This window comes from Arthrobacter sp. SAFR-023 (assembly GCF_051965295.1).
Lineage (GTDB): Bacteria > Actinomycetota > Actinomycetes > Actinomycetales > Micrococcaceae > Arthrobacter.
Genome location: NZ_JBQCMF010000009.1, coordinates 61,390 through 79,902 on the forward strand (window position 1 = coordinate 61,390; position 18,513 = coordinate 79,902).

Below are 18,513 nucleotides of genomic sequence, written 5' to 3' on the forward strand. Positions count from 1 at the left end.
GAACTCCAGAAAACATAAGCAGTCCGGCCCAGTCCGGCCGATGTACGAGCCAGTCCGAGGCGAAATGTGTGTATTTTGTACACTCCATTTTTGGCCCCCTTCCGCACCATCAAAGCGACCGCCGCGCCTTCAAGGAGGCGCGGCAGTTTTGTCGGTGCAGGTTCGAGCTGATGGCGATCGATCGGCCACTGATGCGGACAAGCGGAGCCGCTCCTGGCTGGAGGAATCGGGGGTTCGCTAGTTCACTGTCAGTGGGTCAGCCTAGGCTATGCCGAAAGGAGGTAGCCAATGCCGATTCACGACCCCAAGACAGCGTCAGGTGGTCCGCATGAGGAATTATGGAAGGCCATCGGCCTTCCTGGCGTCATGCGCGTCGCGAGCTACCTCACCGAAAGCTTGGCGCCGATCTACCGACTAATCGTCGACGTAATGCTCGAGCACCAGCCGCAGTACCTTAGTGGGATCCCGCACGACCAGCTCGAAATGCTGATCCGAGAGCGCCTCGCAAGGCATCTAACCGGCGATGACCAGACCCTCGCCGCCGCCCTCGACCCGGACACTCTCAACCTCGACAACCGCCTGGCGCAGCTCGCCGGTTGGGGCGTCATCGTCATGTGGGAGGACAAGGTTCGGTCCGACGAGGACTTCACCCGACACCGCGGTCGCTACCAGCTCTCCGAAGAAGCCGCTCATTTGCACCGAGCGGTTCGCTCTCTCGGTGCCGAGAGCAGTTCCGCCGTCGCCGCGACGCTGGCGCCGCCAGTTATCGCGGCCCAGCTTACCCAGCTGCGCGCGACCGTTGAAAGCGACCCTGCGGCCGCCGCTGCCGCGTGGGGCGTAATCACCCCGACGATGCGGAACATGTCAGACGCCGCTAACGGCTGGCAGGCGCGCCTTGCGGCTGCCTTGTCTGGAAGCCCGGACGCGGACAAGATTGCCGCACTCAACGACACGCTGTCCAGTTACGTGTCGATGTGGGGCGCTGGCATCGATACCTACTCTGCCGACATCAGTCGCGATGCCCGGGCAGTTCTTGCGGTCCCCGAAACCGCGCTCCGGCACATCGCGCTCCACATCGCCGGACCTGACGTTTCCGAGGACATTCTCGGACGGGTCGTCTTTGAGATCGTGGCCGTATTGGGACGCGTTCTGTCCTGGTTCGACGGCGAGACCAGCCAGGCTGGGTTGTTACGCCGGCAGATGCGCGACACCATCGTGCCGATGGTGCGCGGCAAACGTGCGCTCGCCGCGGTCGGCGGACATGTGTCGAGGCGCAACCAGTTGCTCAACCTTGCCGAACGTCTCGACTGCACCACCGACGATGACGCAGCGTGGCATGTGTGGGCCACCTACACGGGCTTATTCTCAGCACGCCATCTGGGCCAGCCTGCACCTCATCCGGGTCACGGGTCGGACGCTCTATCGTTCTGGACGGCTGACCCGGCGCCGGTCGAGGCCCGGCTACGTCGGCAGGGACCCCGGTCCGGACGCAGCGGCCCCTCGCGGATGTACGACCGCACCGCCGGCAAGCAGGCCGCCCGGCAGGCGGCCACGGAAGCCGCGCGTGAAGAAACGAGGACTTGGGAGCGGCTGCTCGCCCTGTCTGGGAACCCGCTGTCGCAGTGGAACGACATTAGCGGCAAGGTCGCGGAGCACCTGACCGAGTTCGTGATGGTCCTCGATTCCACGATCGCGGAAATACGGCGCAGCTGCGGTCATGACCCCAGGCCCGGGACAGTGGTCCGCGCTTGCACCGGTGACGGGCTGTGGGACCTCACTGCGACCGTCCCGCCGGCCGGTACGCCCGATGCGGTCGTCAGGCTGCCCGAGGGCCGATTGGTCTACCGCGACCTGACGGTCAGCGTCTCCCGGGCAGTCGACGCACCCTCCCTCACCGGCAGCGTCGCTCCCACAACCAGCAGCAGAGGCGACAGCTTCGGCAGCACAGCTGCCCATCAGCTTGTGGTCGTCGAAGATGAGAGAAGGCGATGACGAAGGCCACCCATCCGGCGCCTCCGGTCCCGGAATACGCGCCAGCCCAGGCGACATCAACGAGCGAGGAGGTACAGGCGCGGCAGACGTTCTTGCGGTTGCTCTGCCAACCGCTGGTGACCGCGCATGTCGACACACAGCTTTACCGTGATGTCCTGCGCTACGCCAAACAGATCGATGGGTACTGCAAGCGACTGGACTACCGGCGCGCGCATCTGGGCGGAGCCATCCGGCTCGTCCGCAATCCCATCCTCGGAACAGTGATCGCCCCGCCCCGGCCGCTAGATCTGCCCCCGAAGCGAGTGCTCACACTCACCGCCATGCTCGCGGCCGCGTGTGAGGAGGTAGAGGGCGGAGTCACGCTCGTGAAACTGTCCGAGCTCGTCGCCGAGCTCTCCTCCAGCGCCGACCGGCAGCTGACTCCGTATGACCCAGACCTGCTTGCTGAACGTCGTGCGCTGGTGAAGGCGGCTGCAATCCTGGAGTTCTGGGGCGTATTGCGCAAACGGACGACCCTGGTAAGTGATGTCCAGGAGTGGACCGAGACGCGCCACGGGATCGGTGCCGGCTATGATGTTGACCGCGAAGCCCTCCTGCTGTTCGTCAACCCGGACACCATCGCGCTCGCCGCACATCAGCATGTCCAGTTCGCGCAGCTCCACCGCCCTGACCAGGTCGACGGGGACGAGCCCGCGACACGTTCCCCAATGATCGGCCCCTCCGCCGAAGAGGACTCCCCGGATGCCATTTGGGAGTCGCAGCGGCAGGCGAGCCGTGTTGTCCGCCACCTGCGCACTCTGGTCGAGACCCCTGCCTTGCTATATGCCGACCTTCCCCCGGACGAGGCCGAGCTGGCACGAGGGCAGCGTGGCCTGCGAGCCGCCGAGTCGATCGGACTGATCGGAGGATCCATCGAAGCGCGCGCCGAGGGGCTCGTGTGGATCAGCCGCGAGGACGAGTGTCCTGCGACTGTCGTGTGGCCAACCGCAAGAACCGAATCCTGGGCAGCGTTGATGGTGGCCGATAAGGCTGGCCGCGATGGGCACCACGACGACGACGGGTTCGTTCACCTCGCCAGCTCCGAGGTCGAAGACGTTCTCGAAGACCTCACTGAGTGGAAGGGGCACTTGTTCCGAGTCGACCTCCGCAACGACCCAACAGAGCTTCGCATCGCAGTCGAGGACACCCTGCGATGGCTTGACCTGCTTCGTACAGACGCTGACGGATCCTGGCACCTGTCACCGGTCACCGGCCGCTACCGCGACCCCGAACTCGTCGAGCCCATGCCTGGACCCGAGCAGGCAGACTTGTTCCCCGACCCCACCAGCGACTCAATTTTCTTCACATCCGGCCAGGCCGACCGTGCCGATCGGGCTACCCAAACCGCATTTGACCTTCCGGAGGACACACGTGACCAGTGAAACCGCCAACAACACCGTGGATAATCCCTCCAACGGGGGAACGGTTGGCCGCGACGAGCCGCTGACCGTAACCGCGCTCGATGGCGCATCCATCACGCTCGATCTGACAGACGACGAGACCCTGCGCGCGTGGCGGCAGGCGGCCATCAGCGGGGGCCTGCCCGAGCCAGGCCGGGACCGGTGGCAGCAGCTGCGCGCCGGAGTGGTGAACATGTGGGAGTTCGATGCCGCGGAGTACTGGACTGCGGACGGACGCGCCCAGTTCGTCGGCGGAAACGAGCAGGGCAAGTCGACGATGATGACGATGACGACCCTGACCATGCTCACCGGCGACCTGTCTCCAAGGTATGTCGACACCTTCGGGGAGTCGCACCGCACCTTTCGCTACTACCTCGAGCCGACCGACGACCCGAAGGACCGACGCCCGACCAAGGACCAGCTGAACCGCGGCTGGACCTGGGTCGAGTACGGCCGCCGCGGCGAGAATGGCCCCGAGTTCTTCACCACGCTGCTGTTCGTGCAGGCACGACGTACCTCCCCAACCGTCGCGAAGCACTGGATCACCCACCGCGGACCCGAACGGATCCGGGCCGGCCTGACGCTGTTGCGGGAGCAGGCCACTGTCCCTGCCGCCGACCTACCTACCCTGCCCGGGTTGACCCGGCACCCGAACGGCCAAGAGTACGTCAAGACGGTCGCCTCCGTCCTGTTCGGATTCACCGATCCGCAGCGCCTGCGCACGGTTGTGGAGCTGCTGAAGACCCTGCGCACTCCGAAGCTCGGGAACCGGCTGAACCCTTCATGGGTCGTCGACCGGATCCGGGAGGCACTCCCACCGCTGGACACCTCCGAAATCAACGAGCTCGCAGACGGATGGGACCAGCTTGGCCAGCTCGCCCAAGACCGCGACGACGCTCGCGAGGCACAGGAGGCGGTCACTGCCTATCTGCGGTCGACGTGGAACCCTTGGGCCGACGCGCTCCTCCGCCGCGCCGCCGACGACTTGGTCTCCGCAGTCACCATCCTCGACGGCGTCACCCGCGAACGCAGCCGCGCAGAACAGCAGGAGAAGAAGGCCCGCGAGGAATGCGAGGCCGCCGAGGCCGCCGAACAGGAGAACGAAGCCGACCGCAGGATCACGACCAGTCGCCGCAACACCCTCATCGCATCCAGGGCCTACCACGCCGCCGCCGCGGCCGGCCGTCAGGTCGTTGATCTGACCGAGCAGGCGAAGCGTGCCCGCGAGGACGAGGGAGAACGCGCCAAGACCGCTAACGACGCCCGGGCAAAGGCCCACCAGGCCGACGGCGACTTCGGACGCGCTCTGGGCGACCTCGAGCAGACCCAGCAGGAGCTCACCGCCCAGGTCGAGCTAGCCGCAACCGCAGGCACCGGCGCCGGCCTCCCGGACGCGGCAGCTTGGGCGGCGGCTCACGACAGCCAGAGACTGTTGACCGCCATCCGACACCGGTCCGAGCACGTCGCGCACGCCCGCCGCCGCGCCGACAAGGTCAAGGAGGCGACCAACCGGCACGAGCGCACGCTTGCCCTGCTCGCCGACGCGGAGAGACGGGAGCACCAGCGCCAGATGGCGCACGAGGCCGCCGAGGGCGGCTACGAGAGCGCCGCCCAGGCGCTCTCCGACGAGCTCGAAGCCTGGGCCGCAGCCGTCAGCCAGCTCGAGCGGGTGGCACCCCCGAACGCACCGTCCCGTGAACGGTGGCTGGCCATGGTCATCTCCGCGTGCGAGCAGCCGCGGCCAGCGCAGACACTCGCGCGCCTGGTCCGTGACGAGTGGCTGACCCCAGAGCTCGAGCCAGTCACCGCCGCTGCAATCACGTCCCACAACGCCGCCGCCGCGGCCATCGACCGGGCGGAGAAACTGAACGCCGAGGCGTCGGAGGTCGAAGCCGAGCCGACCCCCGTTCCCACCAATCCACACCTGTGGCAGCGACGCACCCGTCCCACGTCGGGGCCAGCCGGTGCACCACTGTGGGAACTGCTCGACCCGCTCCCCCACCTCACCGACACACAGATCGCCGGCCTCGAGGCAGCACTCGCCGGCGCCGGCCTCCTCGACGCCTGGGTGACCCCCGACGGACTCTGGGCCGCTGACCGCGACGGGCACGAACAAGTCCTCACCCTCGCCACCCCATCCGATCACACCGACGACGACCGGCTTCGGGCGGTCCTGACGTTAGCCGAGAAGGTCCAAGACGGCCAGCCGCTTGCCGCGCTAGCCAGGACCGCAGGGTGGGTGCTCGACTCGGTAATCTGGCACAAAGACACCATCGAGACGGCTGACACCCGGGCTAGTGGTACTAATCAGGACGGAGCTCGGGGAGCATGTGTTCACGTTGCCAGCGGTGGCTCCTGGATGACGCCGACCACGACCGGGCGTGCAGTCCCTTCCGCCAACGGAGCCAGCCTGCTGGGTGCGTCCGCCCGGGAAACAGCCCGCGCTCGCCGGGTCTCCGAGCTACGAGAACAGGCGCACAAGGAGCGCGAGGACGCAGAGGAGCACACCCGGAACGCCGAACGGAACCGGGAACTTGCGGAGCGGCTGCATTCGCTCGCGCAGGCTGCACCCGACGACATCGCGCTTATCGACGCCGCGCGGGCGCTGGCCTCCGCAGCCACCGAGCTCGAGGCTGCACAGCGCGACCGACACGACAGAAACCAGACCGCCGAGGCGGCCGAGGGCGCGAAGGACCAAGCGCAGGCCGACCTCGTCGAATACGCCGCCGAGCACAACCTAATCGTGGCCCGACTCCCAGAGACTGAAACCGCACTCCATCAAGCGCGCCTCGAGGCCGACCGGCTCGGGTTCCGCGTCTCCGAGCTGGCACGCGAGCAGCGTAACGTCGACGGGAAACAGTTGCTTGCCAACCAGTTCCGTGCCGCCGCCGACGAAGCCGAACACCTCGCCCTTGTCTCCAAGTCACGACGGGAAAACCTCGACGTCGCACTACAAGCAGCCGAGGACGCGCTTGAGTCCACGGACCAAGAACTGCTCGCAAACGCTGAACGGCTCGACGCCCGAATCGAGGAGCTCGAGGACGAGCGTAAGAAGCTCAACATCCGGATTCGGGACCTTGGCAGGGAAGTCGTCAAGGCCACCAGTGTCCTCGAGACCATCGAGGACAAGCGGCGCGAGGCCGAGGAATCCCGGACCGAAAAGCTCGCCGCCTGGTGGGTCCCGGTAGACGCAGGCTTCGCCGCCGCCCGAGGCATCGACACGGGAGATGCGACCCGGACGCTGAGTGCGGCCGTGAACCAGGTCCGCGCTCTGCGCGCCGATCGGCGTCCGCCGCGCGGCTGGCCCGACACGACCGCCGGCACCGGTGGCGACAAGGAACGAGACCAGATCCTCAACCGGCTCCGCGACCGGCTCTCCGGGCAGGACCTCGTGGCCCTGAACAACACGCTGCACCGGACGGGCGGCCGGACCGCTTTCATCGAGCACGACGAGGACACCGGCCTGCCGCAAGTTCGAGTCATGGTCGACTCCTCCGGCACGACGCTCGAGCCAGCTGCAGCGGTCCGGGCGCTGGAAGCAAAGGCCGCCGAGCTCGGCGAGCTCCATGACGAGCAGATGCACGAGGTGATGCAGGAACTGCTCTCCTCGACGTTCGTCGATCACCTGCGTGCGAAGGTGAAGGAGACCGAGAAACTGATCAATGACGTCAACGTCGTACTCTCCAAACACCCGACCGGCACGACCCGCACCGTCGTCCGGCTGCAGCGCAAGGCGGTCCCCGAGCATGTCGGCGGCTACCATGTCCTCCAGCGCCTCCTGACCGATGGCATCGACTCCCCCGCGGTCCAGGAGCAGGTTCAGACCTTCCTCGCAGGACAGATCCGCGCGGCACAAGACGAAGGGCACGCGACCGGGCAGGACTGGAAGGAGCTAGTGATAGACAACCTCGACTACCGCAACTGGTTCGCAGTCGTCACGGAGTGGCGGGTCCTGGCGAGTGCGAAGGAGGGCGCGTCGCAGAAGTGGACCGAGCTCACTACCGCCCGGCACGGACAGGACTCCGGTGGCGGGAAAGTGATGACGATGGTGCAGCCGCTGCTGGCCACGCTCGCGACCCTGTACCAGACGTCGCAGACCTCTCCGCGGCCGCTCTGGCTCGATGAGGCATTCGACGGTCTCGACCCGGGCAACATCTCCAGCCTGCTTGGCATGCTGGTCGAGTTCGACTTCGACTTCCTCCTCGCCGGCCCGAAGACCCTAGTCGCGTCCCGGCACGTGCCCTGCGCGGCCGTCTGGATGGTCAACCGGGCGCCAGCGCCGCTGCCCGGGGTAGACCTCGGCCTATGGCTGTTCGCTGGCGGCACCCAGGAGCGCTTGCCGATGGCCGCACACACCTGGGCTCCCGTCGACAGCACCACGGCCGTGCTGGCCTCGGACGATGAGAACAGCGACGGCGTCGGCTCCGCTGACGCGCATCACCAGCATCAGGGGCTGTGGGAGTGACCGTCAGCCCCAACCAGAACCGCGCGGTGCCGGAGGCGGTGCTGCGATGGGCTCGCCGTCCCGGTTCCGCGACGCTGCTGGCCGAGGTGCGGGAGAAGGTCGAAGCAGGCAAGACCGGTGACCGGGTGCAGGTTGCGGTCGTCGAGGACCAACGTGACGACGTGGGACGGATGCTCGGCGTTGCGTGGGAGCTCTCGCGCAAGCCCGTCACGTTGCGGCTCCTACGAGATGCACTCACCAAGGCGGGGGCGGACCTGACCGGGCTGCTGACTGAGGTCGGTGGGCCGCTGCGGGACAAGCCGACCGAGCGACGGCTGGTGGCCCACGCGAAAGAGCAGATGCGCTCCGATGTCGTCGATTTGCTGGCCGACGCAGGGGTCCTTCAACCCATTGCGGAGCTGGCCGTCCTGCGTCGTTGGCTCGGCGCGGACCCGCAGGCGGTCGCAGGCGTCGTTGCTGCCGCTTGGTCCGCACTGCCGACCAAGCCCGGAGGCTCGCACAGCCAGCTCGACACGGTTGGGCTGGCCGAGTTTGCCGGACAGAAACTCCTCGACCCACATGCGCTCGACCGGGACCAGCCCGCAGGTCGCGCGGTCGCCCGCCTCCTCGCCGCGACGTTCGCCTGGCTCGACCAAAGCGAGGCACCCGGCGGGGGTGTCGAAGCAGTTATGAAAAAAGTACTTGAGGATGCACTGGCAGCCGCCGCCGTCGACGCTGCGGGGTCGGTGCTTCGTGCTAGGTCGTGGCGTGGAACGTGGAAGCGCGTCGGGATCTCGTGCGACCAGGTGTCATCTACGGTCCTCGTGCTCAATTTGCCGCTGAATGGCGCCAATCCTGCGCTCGCAGAGGTAACGGCCGTGGCTGGGGAGCCTATCTGGCTGACCGCACGCATGACCGTTGAGCCATGCCATACGGCGATGAACTGGACCAGCAATACTGGTCTCCGGCGCTGCCAGTCCAAAGGTACGGAGCCCGACCAGCTGGTCGTGCGGGTGTGCGAGAACCCGTCGGTGATCGAGGCGGCGGCCAATCGGCTCGGAGCCTCCTGCCCGCCCCTCGTGTGCCTGTACGGGCGCCCATCATCTGCGGCGTGGTCGGTGTTGTCCGCCGTCGCGGCCGCGGGAGCTCAAATCCTTCTAAGTACCGATCGGGACGTTGCCGGTGACCAAATCGCGACGGAGGTGCAAGCACTAATTGGACGGCGCTACGGACCACTCGTATCTCCTTGGTTACCCTCAGAAGATGGCATTTTTGAAGAGGAACGATTGACGGCGTTGCTAACCGACCTGACGAACCATGCTTCAGCTCACTCCTAGGAGCTCCTAAGAGAGGCGTCTCGCGTCTCGATCGCTTCCGCAAGTTCAGGCAGGCAGTACAGAAACTCTTCCAGCGTCAAGATTCTTTTTGACTCCGCCCTTGAGTTTCCGACGTGATGCTGCAGCCTGCGAAGGCCGGGCCGTCCCAGACTATCTCCTCTATTCCGTCATCGCGCCCCACAGCCCGCACACCCCCAAGGCCACCCGCCACGGACCAGAACATCGCAGCGCGTGAGGAGGGTTGAATCCACCTGCCAACCCTTTCGCTCACCGAGCTCAAATCGCGCGACCGAACGTTCACGACAGACCATTTTGCCGCCGCCCGAAAAGGGCACACTCATGATACCGACAACCATAGTGATGACCGGCACGCATCGGACAGAGGAGACAGAGCCTCCTGAATAGGATCACACCGCAACAGCCTGAATGACGCATCACCAAGTAATGCACCGGCGCACAGGCTAAACCACCGCCCCAAAGGAGGCATCGGCGTGAAGAAATGCCGGTCGCAAGAACGTTGCGGCAGCCAGAGTCACAAGTCACGTCGCCCTACCCGGAGCCGCAATGAAGAAGCAGAACGACCACCACAAAGTCCGAGGAGAAGGAATCCGGTGAACAACGAACGAAGCAACGAAGCAGCTCACATCGAATTTTTCTCAATCATGCCAGCCGCGCCATGAACACCCATGAACAGGCATGGAACAACGACACGTCGATCCAGGAAGCTAAGGAGGCAACAGGCCACACCGCCGGCCACCAATAAGAAAGGCCCCCGAAGGGGCCCTTCACAACACAATTTGTCCACACTCAGACGCTAAAAGCCCCTGAACAGGGAAAACACGTGCCCAAGCTGGGACTCGAACTACATTCCAGCCCCTGCAAACACTTGGGAACCCCCGAAACATACGGAATCCGGACCTATCCGAGGCCTGTACAGCCCAATACGAACCGAAAAGTGTGGACATTGTCCACACTCTCTCTTTCTAAAGCCAACTACTGTGGCACCTTGTCTCTGAGACCACCGTCTGAACTCAGGGGCGATCACTTTTGATGGACTGCATACGACTTCCCTAACCCGGGTCCAGGGCCATGTTCGAGTCTTAGATGGCGTGCCCAATACTGTCGGTTCTATTCGTCCCTCTTGGGATTCACCTGTGTCGCAGTCGAGACTGCTGCCGGGTTACCGCCGATCGGTGAGCTTACCCGATATAACTTATCGTCGAGGATCGACAGACCATCCATGGGAGGTTCGAGCGCTTGCTCGAGCAGAACTCTAAAAGGCTCACCAGAACCTTTTCTGAAAGCTCGTATGGAAGTGCGTTCGTTGTCGAGTTTGCTGATATTACGCCAGGCAAAAGTGCGCCCTGAGAGCTCCGCGATCTGATCCAAGTAGGCACGCTGCGTGCGGCCGTTGCCTTCGCGAAAGGGGTGAATAAAGTTCACCTTCTCCAATAGGTCAGCCGCCTGTGCAATGAAGTCGTCATCAGTGATACCGGGGTTTGTCAGCAGCTCAGTGCTGTGTACGAATGTGCTTAGCTCCTCTCCAGCGTTCAGGAAGAAGTGAGTCGGCAGAAAATGCGAGTCACCCTTGGTGATTTCAACGGTTCTGAGCTGCCCGGCCCAATCCCAGACATCCTGGTAGAGCCGGCGATGGATCTCCTGCAGGTGCGCCAGTCCAAAAGTTCCCAGCACGGGATCCAGTTCAAGTTCACGACGGCGCAACAGTGAGTATTCGCGCTCGATTTCGAGCGCGTGCTGAAGGTCTCGGAGATCCTGCTTGTTTTTCAGCACCTCGGTCCCGGGATAACAATACGGGTCATCGAATTCGACCATTATGCGCTATGGATCTCTTTCGCCCGGAGCTGCTCTGCGCGTTCAGCAACTTTGAGGAGCGCCACCGGCAGCTCCAGCTGTCCAACAACATACTCACGCACGACTTGTAGGCCGGTCACATCGGGCATTGCACCTTCGAGGTCCCAGCTAGCCAAAATCTCAGTCATAGCTTCTCGACGCTTCGACACGGGGTCCATGGAAGGTGAGCTGGTCTTTTCGCATGACATCTCAGGCTCCTTCTACTCGTTCAAGAATCTCAATTGCGATGGAACTCGCTTGGTGCCCATCGACGACAGCGCTAACTCGTATTGCATTACCTAACCCAAGCACGTTGTCCAACTCACCATGTGGTTGTCCCTGCTCAAGTTCCATGATGAAAAACGCTGCTGACAAGTGCATGATTGGGAAGCTGCGTTTTCTGTGACTGTCGAAGCCTTTCGTTTTTCACGAACGACAGCGCCGAGTTGGGTGAGAGGATACGCCGCTGCAGTCATGTCTAATTTTATCGTGCTAGTCAGCCTACGGGGGCATACCGTCGAATGGTGACCGATTCTCATGTTTGATCGGTACTAACGCTCAGCGGCGTTCCGCTTGCTCTATCGCTCGGTCGACTCCGTAGACGCCGAGTTCGAGCATCCGATCGAGAATGTCGAGCAGTGCTGAGATGCGCTTCTTGTCAAGAGCCTGCGCCAGTCCTCGAACGACTAGGTCTGCGATGTAGTGTGAGTCGCCAGCTGCTCCGGTTCGGATATCTGCGGCTTCGCTGCCGTAAACGTCGAGGAAGCGGTGTGCTGCGAGGTCAACAAGGTCATCAACCTTGTCGGGTGCTTCCTGCAAGGTGATAAGCAATTGCGGTGCAGCGTGAACGTAACTCGGAGAGTCGATCAGGTCTGCAAGGCAACTGGCGAAAGGACGCAGATTCCGTCCTCTGAGGTGCATGGCGAACGCACCCACTGCCTTGCGAACCTCATCGTCATCGTCGTGCATAAGTTCGCTCAAAGTGGCGAGAACGAGTTGTGAGTTAGCGGCGCTGTCCACCCTTGCGCTACAAACGACCGCCGCTCCAGTCCGAACCTCTACGTCCCAGCGAGTGCTCGTTCCATTAGCTGCGGGCGATCCCACTGGAGGGCCGCGAACGCAGCCATGCTACCGCCCGCTTGGCGTACTTCTCCATTCCCTGATCCGAGCATCCGGTCGATCAGTGGATCGATTCGGTTTGGGTCTACGTTGCCGATGTACATCATTAGGTTGACGACGTGGTCAGAGGCCAGGAGGATGTCGTTAGCCGCGATGAGGCGCTCAAATGCTTCATAGGCTGTTGGCCGTGCATGTCGAAGGCAGGCCGCGATGGTGTGCGCAACGCAGGAGCGGACGCTGAGGACCGGGTCGCTGGCGAGCGTGACCAGGTGAGGGCTGACCGTCGCGGTGCGCTCTCCGTGTACGTCGTGAACTAGGAGGTCGCCGAGTTCTTCGACGAGGCTGCCTCTTGCTGTGTTTATACCGTGCTGTCGCAGGTCTCGACCGCGGCGTTCCTCCTGTTGTGGGGTGAAGACTGGTGAGTTGTCCTTTGGGTCTGGCGCATGCTGGGACCGGTCCCTGACTAGCTCGACGATGTCGAGAGGTGTCTCGACGAGGAGGCGTCGCACAGACCACCCGAGCCAGCGATCACATTCCGTGATCCCGAGGCTCATGATGTGCCGAATGGCATCAAATATCGCCGACTGCGCAATAGGTGGGATTGTTGCCTCACCGAATCCCCAAAGGATAGCGCTGGGATAGGCAGGGTTTGTCGTTGGGGTTATCTGCATGGCTAGGCCGGCAAACCGTTGAGGGTCCTGTTGGGTGTGGTTCTTGAGTGTCTGCGACAGTTCGTGGGCACCACCGATCGAGCTGCCTCGATCGCGGTCGTTGTCGTGCTTGGCCATGGCGCGAAGCCATTGCTTGTCTGACATCCTCGCGGCCGCGGCATCGCCGATCGGAGAGCCGACGGTGTAGCTGATGATGCCGGTCGGGGACGGTGGAACCTCCTCTCCGAACTTCCGTTGGTACTCGGCAAGTCGTCGTGTACCCAGGGAGCTAAGCCGATTTCTATCTAGCGCCGACAAAAATTTGAAGGCGGTGTAGCCAAACGAGCGGAAGCGTTCGTATGGATTGCGGAGGTCTCGCATTTTGTCTTCGAGACGGGCGTGGACCTCGTCGGAGACGAGGGGGGCGATAGCTTCGACAAGCTCTCTAGAGAGCCAGTGAACGTCTCAGAGATAACCGCTTTCAAGACGGCTGCCGCCTTCGAGGATCAGCTCCGCCGCCCATTCGGTGAAGTACGCGGCACCGGCGATGAGCGTGCGGAATAGTAACGCTTGAGCGGAGGCGTGCTGGTTTGCCGCGAGGGTCCTAAGCAACGGCTCGACCGACTCTGGTTCGGTTGGCGCCCACCTGGCGAGCGCATCGGCCGCGCCGTTGTAGAGCGAATCGTCAGCGTTGTCGAACCCCGCTTCTGATCGCAGGCGGAGGCTGAAATGGTGGTCGTAGTGTGGGCCGTCGCGGCGCCCCTCCATGGATGTCGCCTGCATGACGGCGAGAAGATATGGCACAACAGTTTTGGCAAAGGCTCGAGGTTCCACTTTGCTCGCCTCTTTGATGAGCTCAGTGGCGCTGTAGTCGTGCAAACCGAGAATACCAATTTTGCCGTCTGGACCTGTCACGAGCGCCGATGGGCTTTCGATGAAGCAGGCGCTGAGCAAGTCGATTGCCCAAAGTGGTTCATAGGCAGCAAGGTCATGGGCAGAGAGCCAGAGGTTCTTGTCAGTCGGGTCGAGGTCTCCCGACCGCACGGCGCTCAGCAGGAGGTCGAATAGGGGTCTGTTCTTGTGGAGATCGGCGCGCTGCGTGAGCCATCGGAGCCACAGGAGGTACTCGGGTGAATCCCGTCTCGCTGAGAGAAGTTCCGCAACTAGAGCGCCGTGAACAGCTCCGGCGTTTGCCAGCCAGGTGATACCTCTTTCGCGCTGCGCCTGATCGTTACTATCGAGCCATGTCTCGATGAGTCCGCGGTTGTGGAGCACATCGAACCAGCTCGGGCGCGCTATTTGCTGCCATAGACGTCCGGTCAAAGTCGAGTCGCCGTCACCGATTCGCAGAATGAGGTCCAGGTCTTCATCCGTCGGTGTGGTTACGTTGGCAAAAACGATCATGACCGTTTCTTTGATGTGGAAACGAATTGCCGATCCGGTGAGCAACGCCTCGACTTCCGTGCGGAAACGCTCTGAATCACGCTCACGCAGCAGTTCAAGAATCTGGCGCACCTGAGCCCGTCTGAAAAGCTCTTGCTCTTGTGCACACAGGAACTCCACCATTGACTGCTGCCGCGACAACCATTGCCGTGCGAAGGTGTAGTCGAAGAACGTTTCATGGAAGAAGGAGACGCGCTCACCATCGATGGCCAAGACTTGCTCAGACGCCAGCACTTGGGCATCACTGATGTAGTCTCCGGGGTCGAGGATCTCGATGGCAACCGACAGGGCCTGCTGATCGCTCGCGGTGTTAGCGATGCGCGCCAGCACGTCGTTAAAGCGAACATCTGGGCGATAATCGTTGATGGTCTGGCGCTTGCGCTGCCAGAATGCCTCAAATAGCGATCCTCGTGTGGTGAAGTTGAGCACGCCAGGTTGGCTCGCGACAGTTTCGAGGAGCACGAGATTCAGTGGCGACTTCAGCAGTTCATGTTGCGACGACGTGAGCGCCGTGGCGTCGAGACCCATAGCTTCTACGGCATCCGTGACGGCCTCATCTGGCAGCGGCTCGACTGTGAGGCGCTCAACGTCGCTCCGGGCCTCAAGCCTGCGGATGCGATGATCGTTCTCCACATCGAAGAGGCGGCAGGCCAGGATGACCCGTACACCCTCGACTGCCGTAGCCTCGTGGATCAGATCCTCGATGACGTTGTAGCGTTCGGACAGTCGTCCGGACGCGAGTGACACGGCGTCGAGCTGGTCGACGATCAGGAAAGCGTCGCGACCGTCGGCGGCCATCCGCAGGGATGCAACCGGCGAGCTAGTCAAGCCCAGCTGCGCCCCCAACTCGGCCGTCGAATTGAACGCTCCGCGACGGTCGAGTCGGAACGCCAGCACTTCGGAGCCCTTTGATTCAAGGCCCTTCGCCGCCTGATAGACGACCGAACTCTTGCCTCCGCCGCCAGTGCCGACCACCAGTGCCAGGCGCGTTCTGCTCATAAGCTCGATGAGCTCCGTGGATTCTGTGCGCGGGATAGCTGGTTGGAGTAACTCTCGCTCCACGGTACGGCACCAACTCGATGTTGTGGCGTGTACCTCATCATGAGCTGTTCGTTTCGCTGTTGCGTGGCGGGCGTATATGCCGTGTAGGGCCAGTCCTTCAAGCAGTTCACGTCTCGTGAGCCGCTTACGGAGATTGTTTAGCAACACTGCGCCGACGGCGACGGGTAGCAGCGGCTCTGCCGCCCCTTCCAGCACCGTAGCGGCGATCATGGCGTTCGTCTTGACAAGCTGCTGTTCGTCACCGACTTCGAACCACATGCCGCGAATCGCTTGCCAAGCGCCGTCCGCGCTGCCAAAGATGTCGGGAGCTGACAGCTCATCGAATACCGGACTCAACTGCTCGGTGAGTTGGTGCCTTATGAATTGCCCGAGATCCGTGGACTGTCGCGCCCACTCGCTAAGCACGCGTAGCCGCCCGCACGGCGTCATCGAGTGAAAGTGATACTCCCGGCCGTCAGCGACGTGCCCCGCTGCAGCCGCGAAAATGCCGCGACTCCGCAGGGCTGCGACGGTCCAATGATCGTTAATGCTGTGCTGACGCTTCACCTGCGTGACGGCGACGCTGCCCCGTTCATCAGTGAACGTGAACTCAGAACCCTCAGCAAGCTCCGGATCGAGATCCTCGAGGGTGATAGCGCGCCGCTCATCTTGGATGCACCGTAAAGCGTAGTGGACGGCCCACGACAACTCGTACGAGTTGCCCAGCTTGTCAGCAACCCCGCCGCCGGCCCTAGCCCTACGCGGCGCCTGCGCGTGCACGTCGTCCCCAGTCTTCATAGAGACCATTCTCGCCGGTGGACGGCGTCTATTCCGTACCCGCTCCTTCGGACTCGCCGGTCGCTCAACCTACGCCGCTGGTGGCTGCGGCGGGATCAGATTGGCACGGGTTTTCAGAATCAGGGCCACTCCCTGCGCGCTCCAGCGTCTCCAACCGTTCCCGTAATTAGAAATGAAAAGCACCTCGGCGGCCGGCTTAGCCGGTATTCGATGCACGACCTTGCCCGAGCATTGATATGCGAACCAAGCCGATGGCTGGCGTTCAACGAACGTCATTGGCGTTCTCACCTCCTTCGTACATCTCATAGGCGAACTACTGGAAGATGGCATGTCCTGAGCCCCGCCTACGAGTCGGAATCCGGCTGATCCCGACCGCAAGATCTTGGCCCGCATAGCTTCAGCCATACGACGAAGTAATCCCTCAGCTAGTGCTCCTGCTGGGCACAGCCACCACAAAAGGCCCCCCGTAGCCACGGACAGGCATATTAGATGCGGATTGCCAATCCTAGTTCGTCACGAGCCTGGCGAGGGAACGAACACCATAGGTGAACTGGTCGAACTTCAGCTTGATGTGACCGTTCTGAAGCCCGCCAGTGCTGCGTACGAGCTCGTGTGCCTTGAGCTCCAACATTTCATCCGGCACGAAGCGGGGCGTTGTCCGGCTCACCCATGGCCAACGATCGGCTTCTTCGCCCCTTTCGGTACGGTAATCATCAGGCAGGAACTCTGGATCTGACGTCACTTCCACGACGGCGTAACAGTCTCGGTTCTGTGCGCAAATGAACACCAAGTCTCTTGGCTTGATGCTTGGCCGGCCCTTAGCAGGGCTGCCGAAATACCACTCGCTGCGCCACTGGTCCAGCGCCGGCTCGCCGTACTCGGACTTGAGCCACAGGGTCCGGGTTTCATCACGAGCATCAACCAGCAACTGCTCGACAAGAGCCAGAGCAGAGTCTTGGTCCAAGTCACCGGAAGCAGGTGTCTCTGCCGCCGTTAGCCTACGGGCTTGCAGGAGAAGCTTCTCCAAGTCTTTGGCCCGAACGTCTCGACTCGGCCAAGTACTTATGGCTCTCTTAACTCCGTCTATCTGGGCAGCTCCCAGCTCAACACCCAGCTCAAAGTTTGCAGCCTTCGAACTGCCCAGCCCTGCACCGGTGAGGTTCGCTGACCCAAGAAAGCCACGGCTACCAACGATGAACGTCTTGGCATGCAGTCGGTCAACATGGCTGACGTTGACACCATTCTGCTTGAGTTCAATCAAGCCTTCGACGGACAAGTAGCCGTTCGCCACCGCGGTCGGGTCCAAGCAAGTGAAGAGCCGCCACCGGAAGTCTGATGCTGTGCCGGTAGCCGCCAACAGCCTGCACACATCAGAGGACACATAGGGACTGGCCAGGAACACGTCACCATCGACGTCCTTGATGGCGTTGTACAGCCAATCGGCAGCATTGGTGTGGACAAGGCCTTCGTTCATCACGAAGACAACCCTATCCTCCGCCCGAGGCCCGTGAGCGCGCGGTGCCCGGTGCGTGCAAGCTCCGTCACGGCTGATGCCCTCACAGGTGCAGTTTCAGCGTTGAACATTCCTCTCCTTAGTTCAGTCCTCGCCGGTCGGCTCGCGTCCGCATCGTCTTCATGCGCAGACTAGGCGAGTCTTTCAGCCCCTCGCTACGGCTGCCGTAATAAGCCCGCACGGCACCGTCGGACGCTTTAGCGCCGTATCATCTGTACGTTCACTGAAAGTTTCTGGGGGATCTCATGACCGACACCGCTGTACCCGTTGCGCCCAAAAGGAAGCGCAAGCTTCTCGTCGCCTTCCTGGTGGCCGTCCTGCTGATCGGTGGTGGGACGGCTGGCTGGTTCGCCTGGAGCGCAGGGGAAACCACCCGCCAGGCGGAGGCCACGGCGGCTGCGGAGCAAAAGGCCGCGGAGGATGCTGCGGCGGCGAAGAAGGCTAAGTCCGACGCGTATTGGGCCAAGGTTTATGCGGACGAGAAGGCCGCCAAAGCCAAGGCGGAGGCCAGCGCCGCTGCGAAGGCGTCCGCGGACCGGGCAGCGGCCACCAAGGCCATTGCTGACGCCGGCTGGAGCGAGAAAGCCCCCGGCATCTTCTACGCGGACTCCCCGGATCACACCTGCGATTACACGGCCTGCGCCAAGTTCAACGTGATGACCACGCTGGAGAGCGGCTGCCCGGGCGGCATCGTGATTCGGGGACGGTGGCTGAACGGCGAGACAGTCACCGGGACCGTCTTCGAGGTCACCGGGCCGCTCTACGCGAACGAGCAGGCCGCCGTCGAGGCGAACGATTATGGCGGTAATGCCACCAGCGTCGACCTGACCGAATTCAGCTGCCGCTAGGCTCAGTTAGCAAGTTCCGACCGGTTGCGAATCTCAAT

At 62.9% G+C, this 18,513-nt stretch carries 11 protein-coding genes; 5 read left to right on the forward strand and 6 right to left on the reverse strand.

All coding sequences use genetic code 11. The features are described 5' to 3' along the window. Window positions 1–288: 288 nt before the first annotated feature. The 4 genes from ACTHQX_RS11275 to ACTHQX_RS11290 are packed head-to-tail and all read left to right on the forward strand — an operon-like array spanning window position 289 to window position 9,212. Window positions 289–1,992: a DUF2397 domain-containing protein gene (locus tag ACTHQX_RS11275; protein ID WP_236808105.1), complete on the forward strand. Its 1,704-nt coding sequence runs from the start codon at window positions 289–291 to the stop codon at window positions 1,990–1,992. Next, window positions 1,989–3,413: a DUF2398 family protein gene (locus ACTHQX_RS11280; RefSeq protein WP_236808104.1), complete on the forward strand. Its 1,425-nt coding sequence runs from the start codon at window positions 1,989–1,991 to the stop codon at window positions 3,411–3,413. The genes ACTHQX_RS11275 and ACTHQX_RS11280 overlap by 4 nt, the downstream gene beginning before the upstream one ends. Beyond that, window positions 3,403–7,896: an SbcC/MukB-like Walker B domain-containing protein gene (locus ACTHQX_RS11285; RefSeq protein ID WP_440157661.1), complete on the forward strand. Its 4,494-nt coding sequence runs from the start codon at window positions 3,403–3,405 to the stop codon at window positions 7,894–7,896. Before ACTHQX_RS11280 ends, ACTHQX_RS11285 begins: the two co-directional genes overlap by 11 nt. Then, window positions 7,893–9,212 carry a TIGR02679 domain-containing protein gene (locus ACTHQX_RS11290; RefSeq protein WP_236808102.1) on the forward strand — a complete coding sequence of 440 codons (1,320 nt, stop codon included), beginning with the start codon at window positions 7,893–7,895 and terminating at the stop codon, window positions 9,210–9,212. Before ACTHQX_RS11285 ends, ACTHQX_RS11290 begins: the two co-directional genes overlap by 4 nt. 1,128 nt (window positions 9,213–10,340) lie before the next feature. On the opposite strand, the gene ACTHQX_RS11295 is transcribed toward ACTHQX_RS11290, so the two are convergent. From ACTHQX_RS11295 to ACTHQX_RS11320, 6 genes are all read right to left on the reverse strand, one after another. After that, window positions 10,341–11,045: a Fic/DOC family protein gene (locus tag ACTHQX_RS11295; protein WP_236808101.1), complete on the reverse strand. Its 705-nt coding sequence runs from the start codon at window positions 11,043–11,045 to the stop codon at window positions 10,341–10,343. Next, on the reverse strand, window positions 11,045–11,212 hold the full coding sequence (locus tag ACTHQX_RS11300) for a hypothetical protein (protein ID WP_236808100.1): 168 nt from the start codon (window positions 11,210–11,212) through the stop codon (window positions 11,045–11,047). Before ACTHQX_RS11300 ends, ACTHQX_RS11295 begins: the two co-directional genes overlap by 1 nt. A gap of 409 nt (window positions 11,213–11,621) precedes the next feature. Then, the gene (locus tag ACTHQX_RS11305) at window positions 11,622–12,083 is read right to left on the reverse strand and encodes a hypothetical protein (protein ID WP_440174582.1); all 462 of its coding nucleotides are present in this window, start codon (window positions 12,081–12,083) and stop codon (window positions 11,622–11,624) included. A 38-nt stretch (window positions 12,084–12,121) separates the two neighbouring features. Then, a complete protein-coding gene (locus tag ACTHQX_RS11310) occupies window positions 12,122–12,970 on the reverse strand; it encodes a hypothetical protein (protein ID WP_236808098.1) in 849 nt (282 codons plus the stop codon). 327 nt (window positions 12,971–13,297) lie between these two features. Beyond that, window positions 13,298–16,114 carry an nSTAND1 domain-containing NTPase gene (locus ACTHQX_RS11315; protein ID WP_236808097.1) on the reverse strand — a complete coding sequence of 939 codons (2,817 nt, stop codon included), beginning with the start codon at window positions 16,112–16,114 and terminating at the stop codon, window positions 13,298–13,300. A gap of 505 nt (window positions 16,115–16,619) precedes the next feature. Next, window positions 16,620–17,591 (reverse strand): hypothetical protein, encoded by a 972-nt coding sequence (locus tag ACTHQX_RS11320; protein WP_236808095.1) that lies wholly within the window; start codon window positions 17,589–17,591, stop codon window positions 16,620–16,622. 281 nt (window positions 17,592–17,872) lie between these two features. Between ACTHQX_RS11320 and ACTHQX_RS11325 the strand changes: the two genes are divergently transcribed. Next, window positions 17,873–18,475 (forward strand): hypothetical protein, encoded by a 603-nt coding sequence (locus ACTHQX_RS11325; RefSeq protein ID WP_236808094.1) that lies wholly within the window; start codon window positions 17,873–17,875, stop codon window positions 18,473–18,475. The last annotated feature ends 38 nt before the right edge of the window (window positions 18,476–18,513 follow it).

Coding starts and splice junctions, on each gene's coding strand:
- ACTHQX_RS11310 (WP_236808098.1), bottom strand. CDS start 12,970: ATGGCCAAGCACGACAACGACCGCGATCGAGGCAGCTCGATCGGTGGT.
- ACTHQX_RS11300 (WP_236808100.1), bottom strand. CDS start 11,212: ATGACTGAGATTTTGGCTAGCTGGGACCTCGAAGGTGCAATGCCCGAT.
- ACTHQX_RS11315 (WP_236808097.1), bottom strand. CDS start 16,114: ATGAAGACTGGGGACGACGTGCACGCGCAGGCGCCGCGTAGGGCTAGG.
- ACTHQX_RS11325 (WP_236808094.1), top strand. CDS start 17,873: ATGACCGACACCGCTGTACCCGTTGCGCCCAAAAGGAAGCGCAAGCTT.
- ACTHQX_RS11275 (WP_236808105.1), top strand. CDS start 289: ATGCCGATTCACGACCCCAAGACAGCGTCAGGTGGTCCGCATGAGGAA.
- ACTHQX_RS11280 (WP_236808104.1), top strand. CDS start 1,989: ATGACGAAGGCCACCCATCCGGCGCCTCCGGTCCCGGAATACGCGCCA.
- ACTHQX_RS11295 (WP_236808101.1), bottom strand. CDS start 11,045: ATGGTCGAATTCGATGACCCGTATTGTTATCCCGGGACCGAGGTGCTG.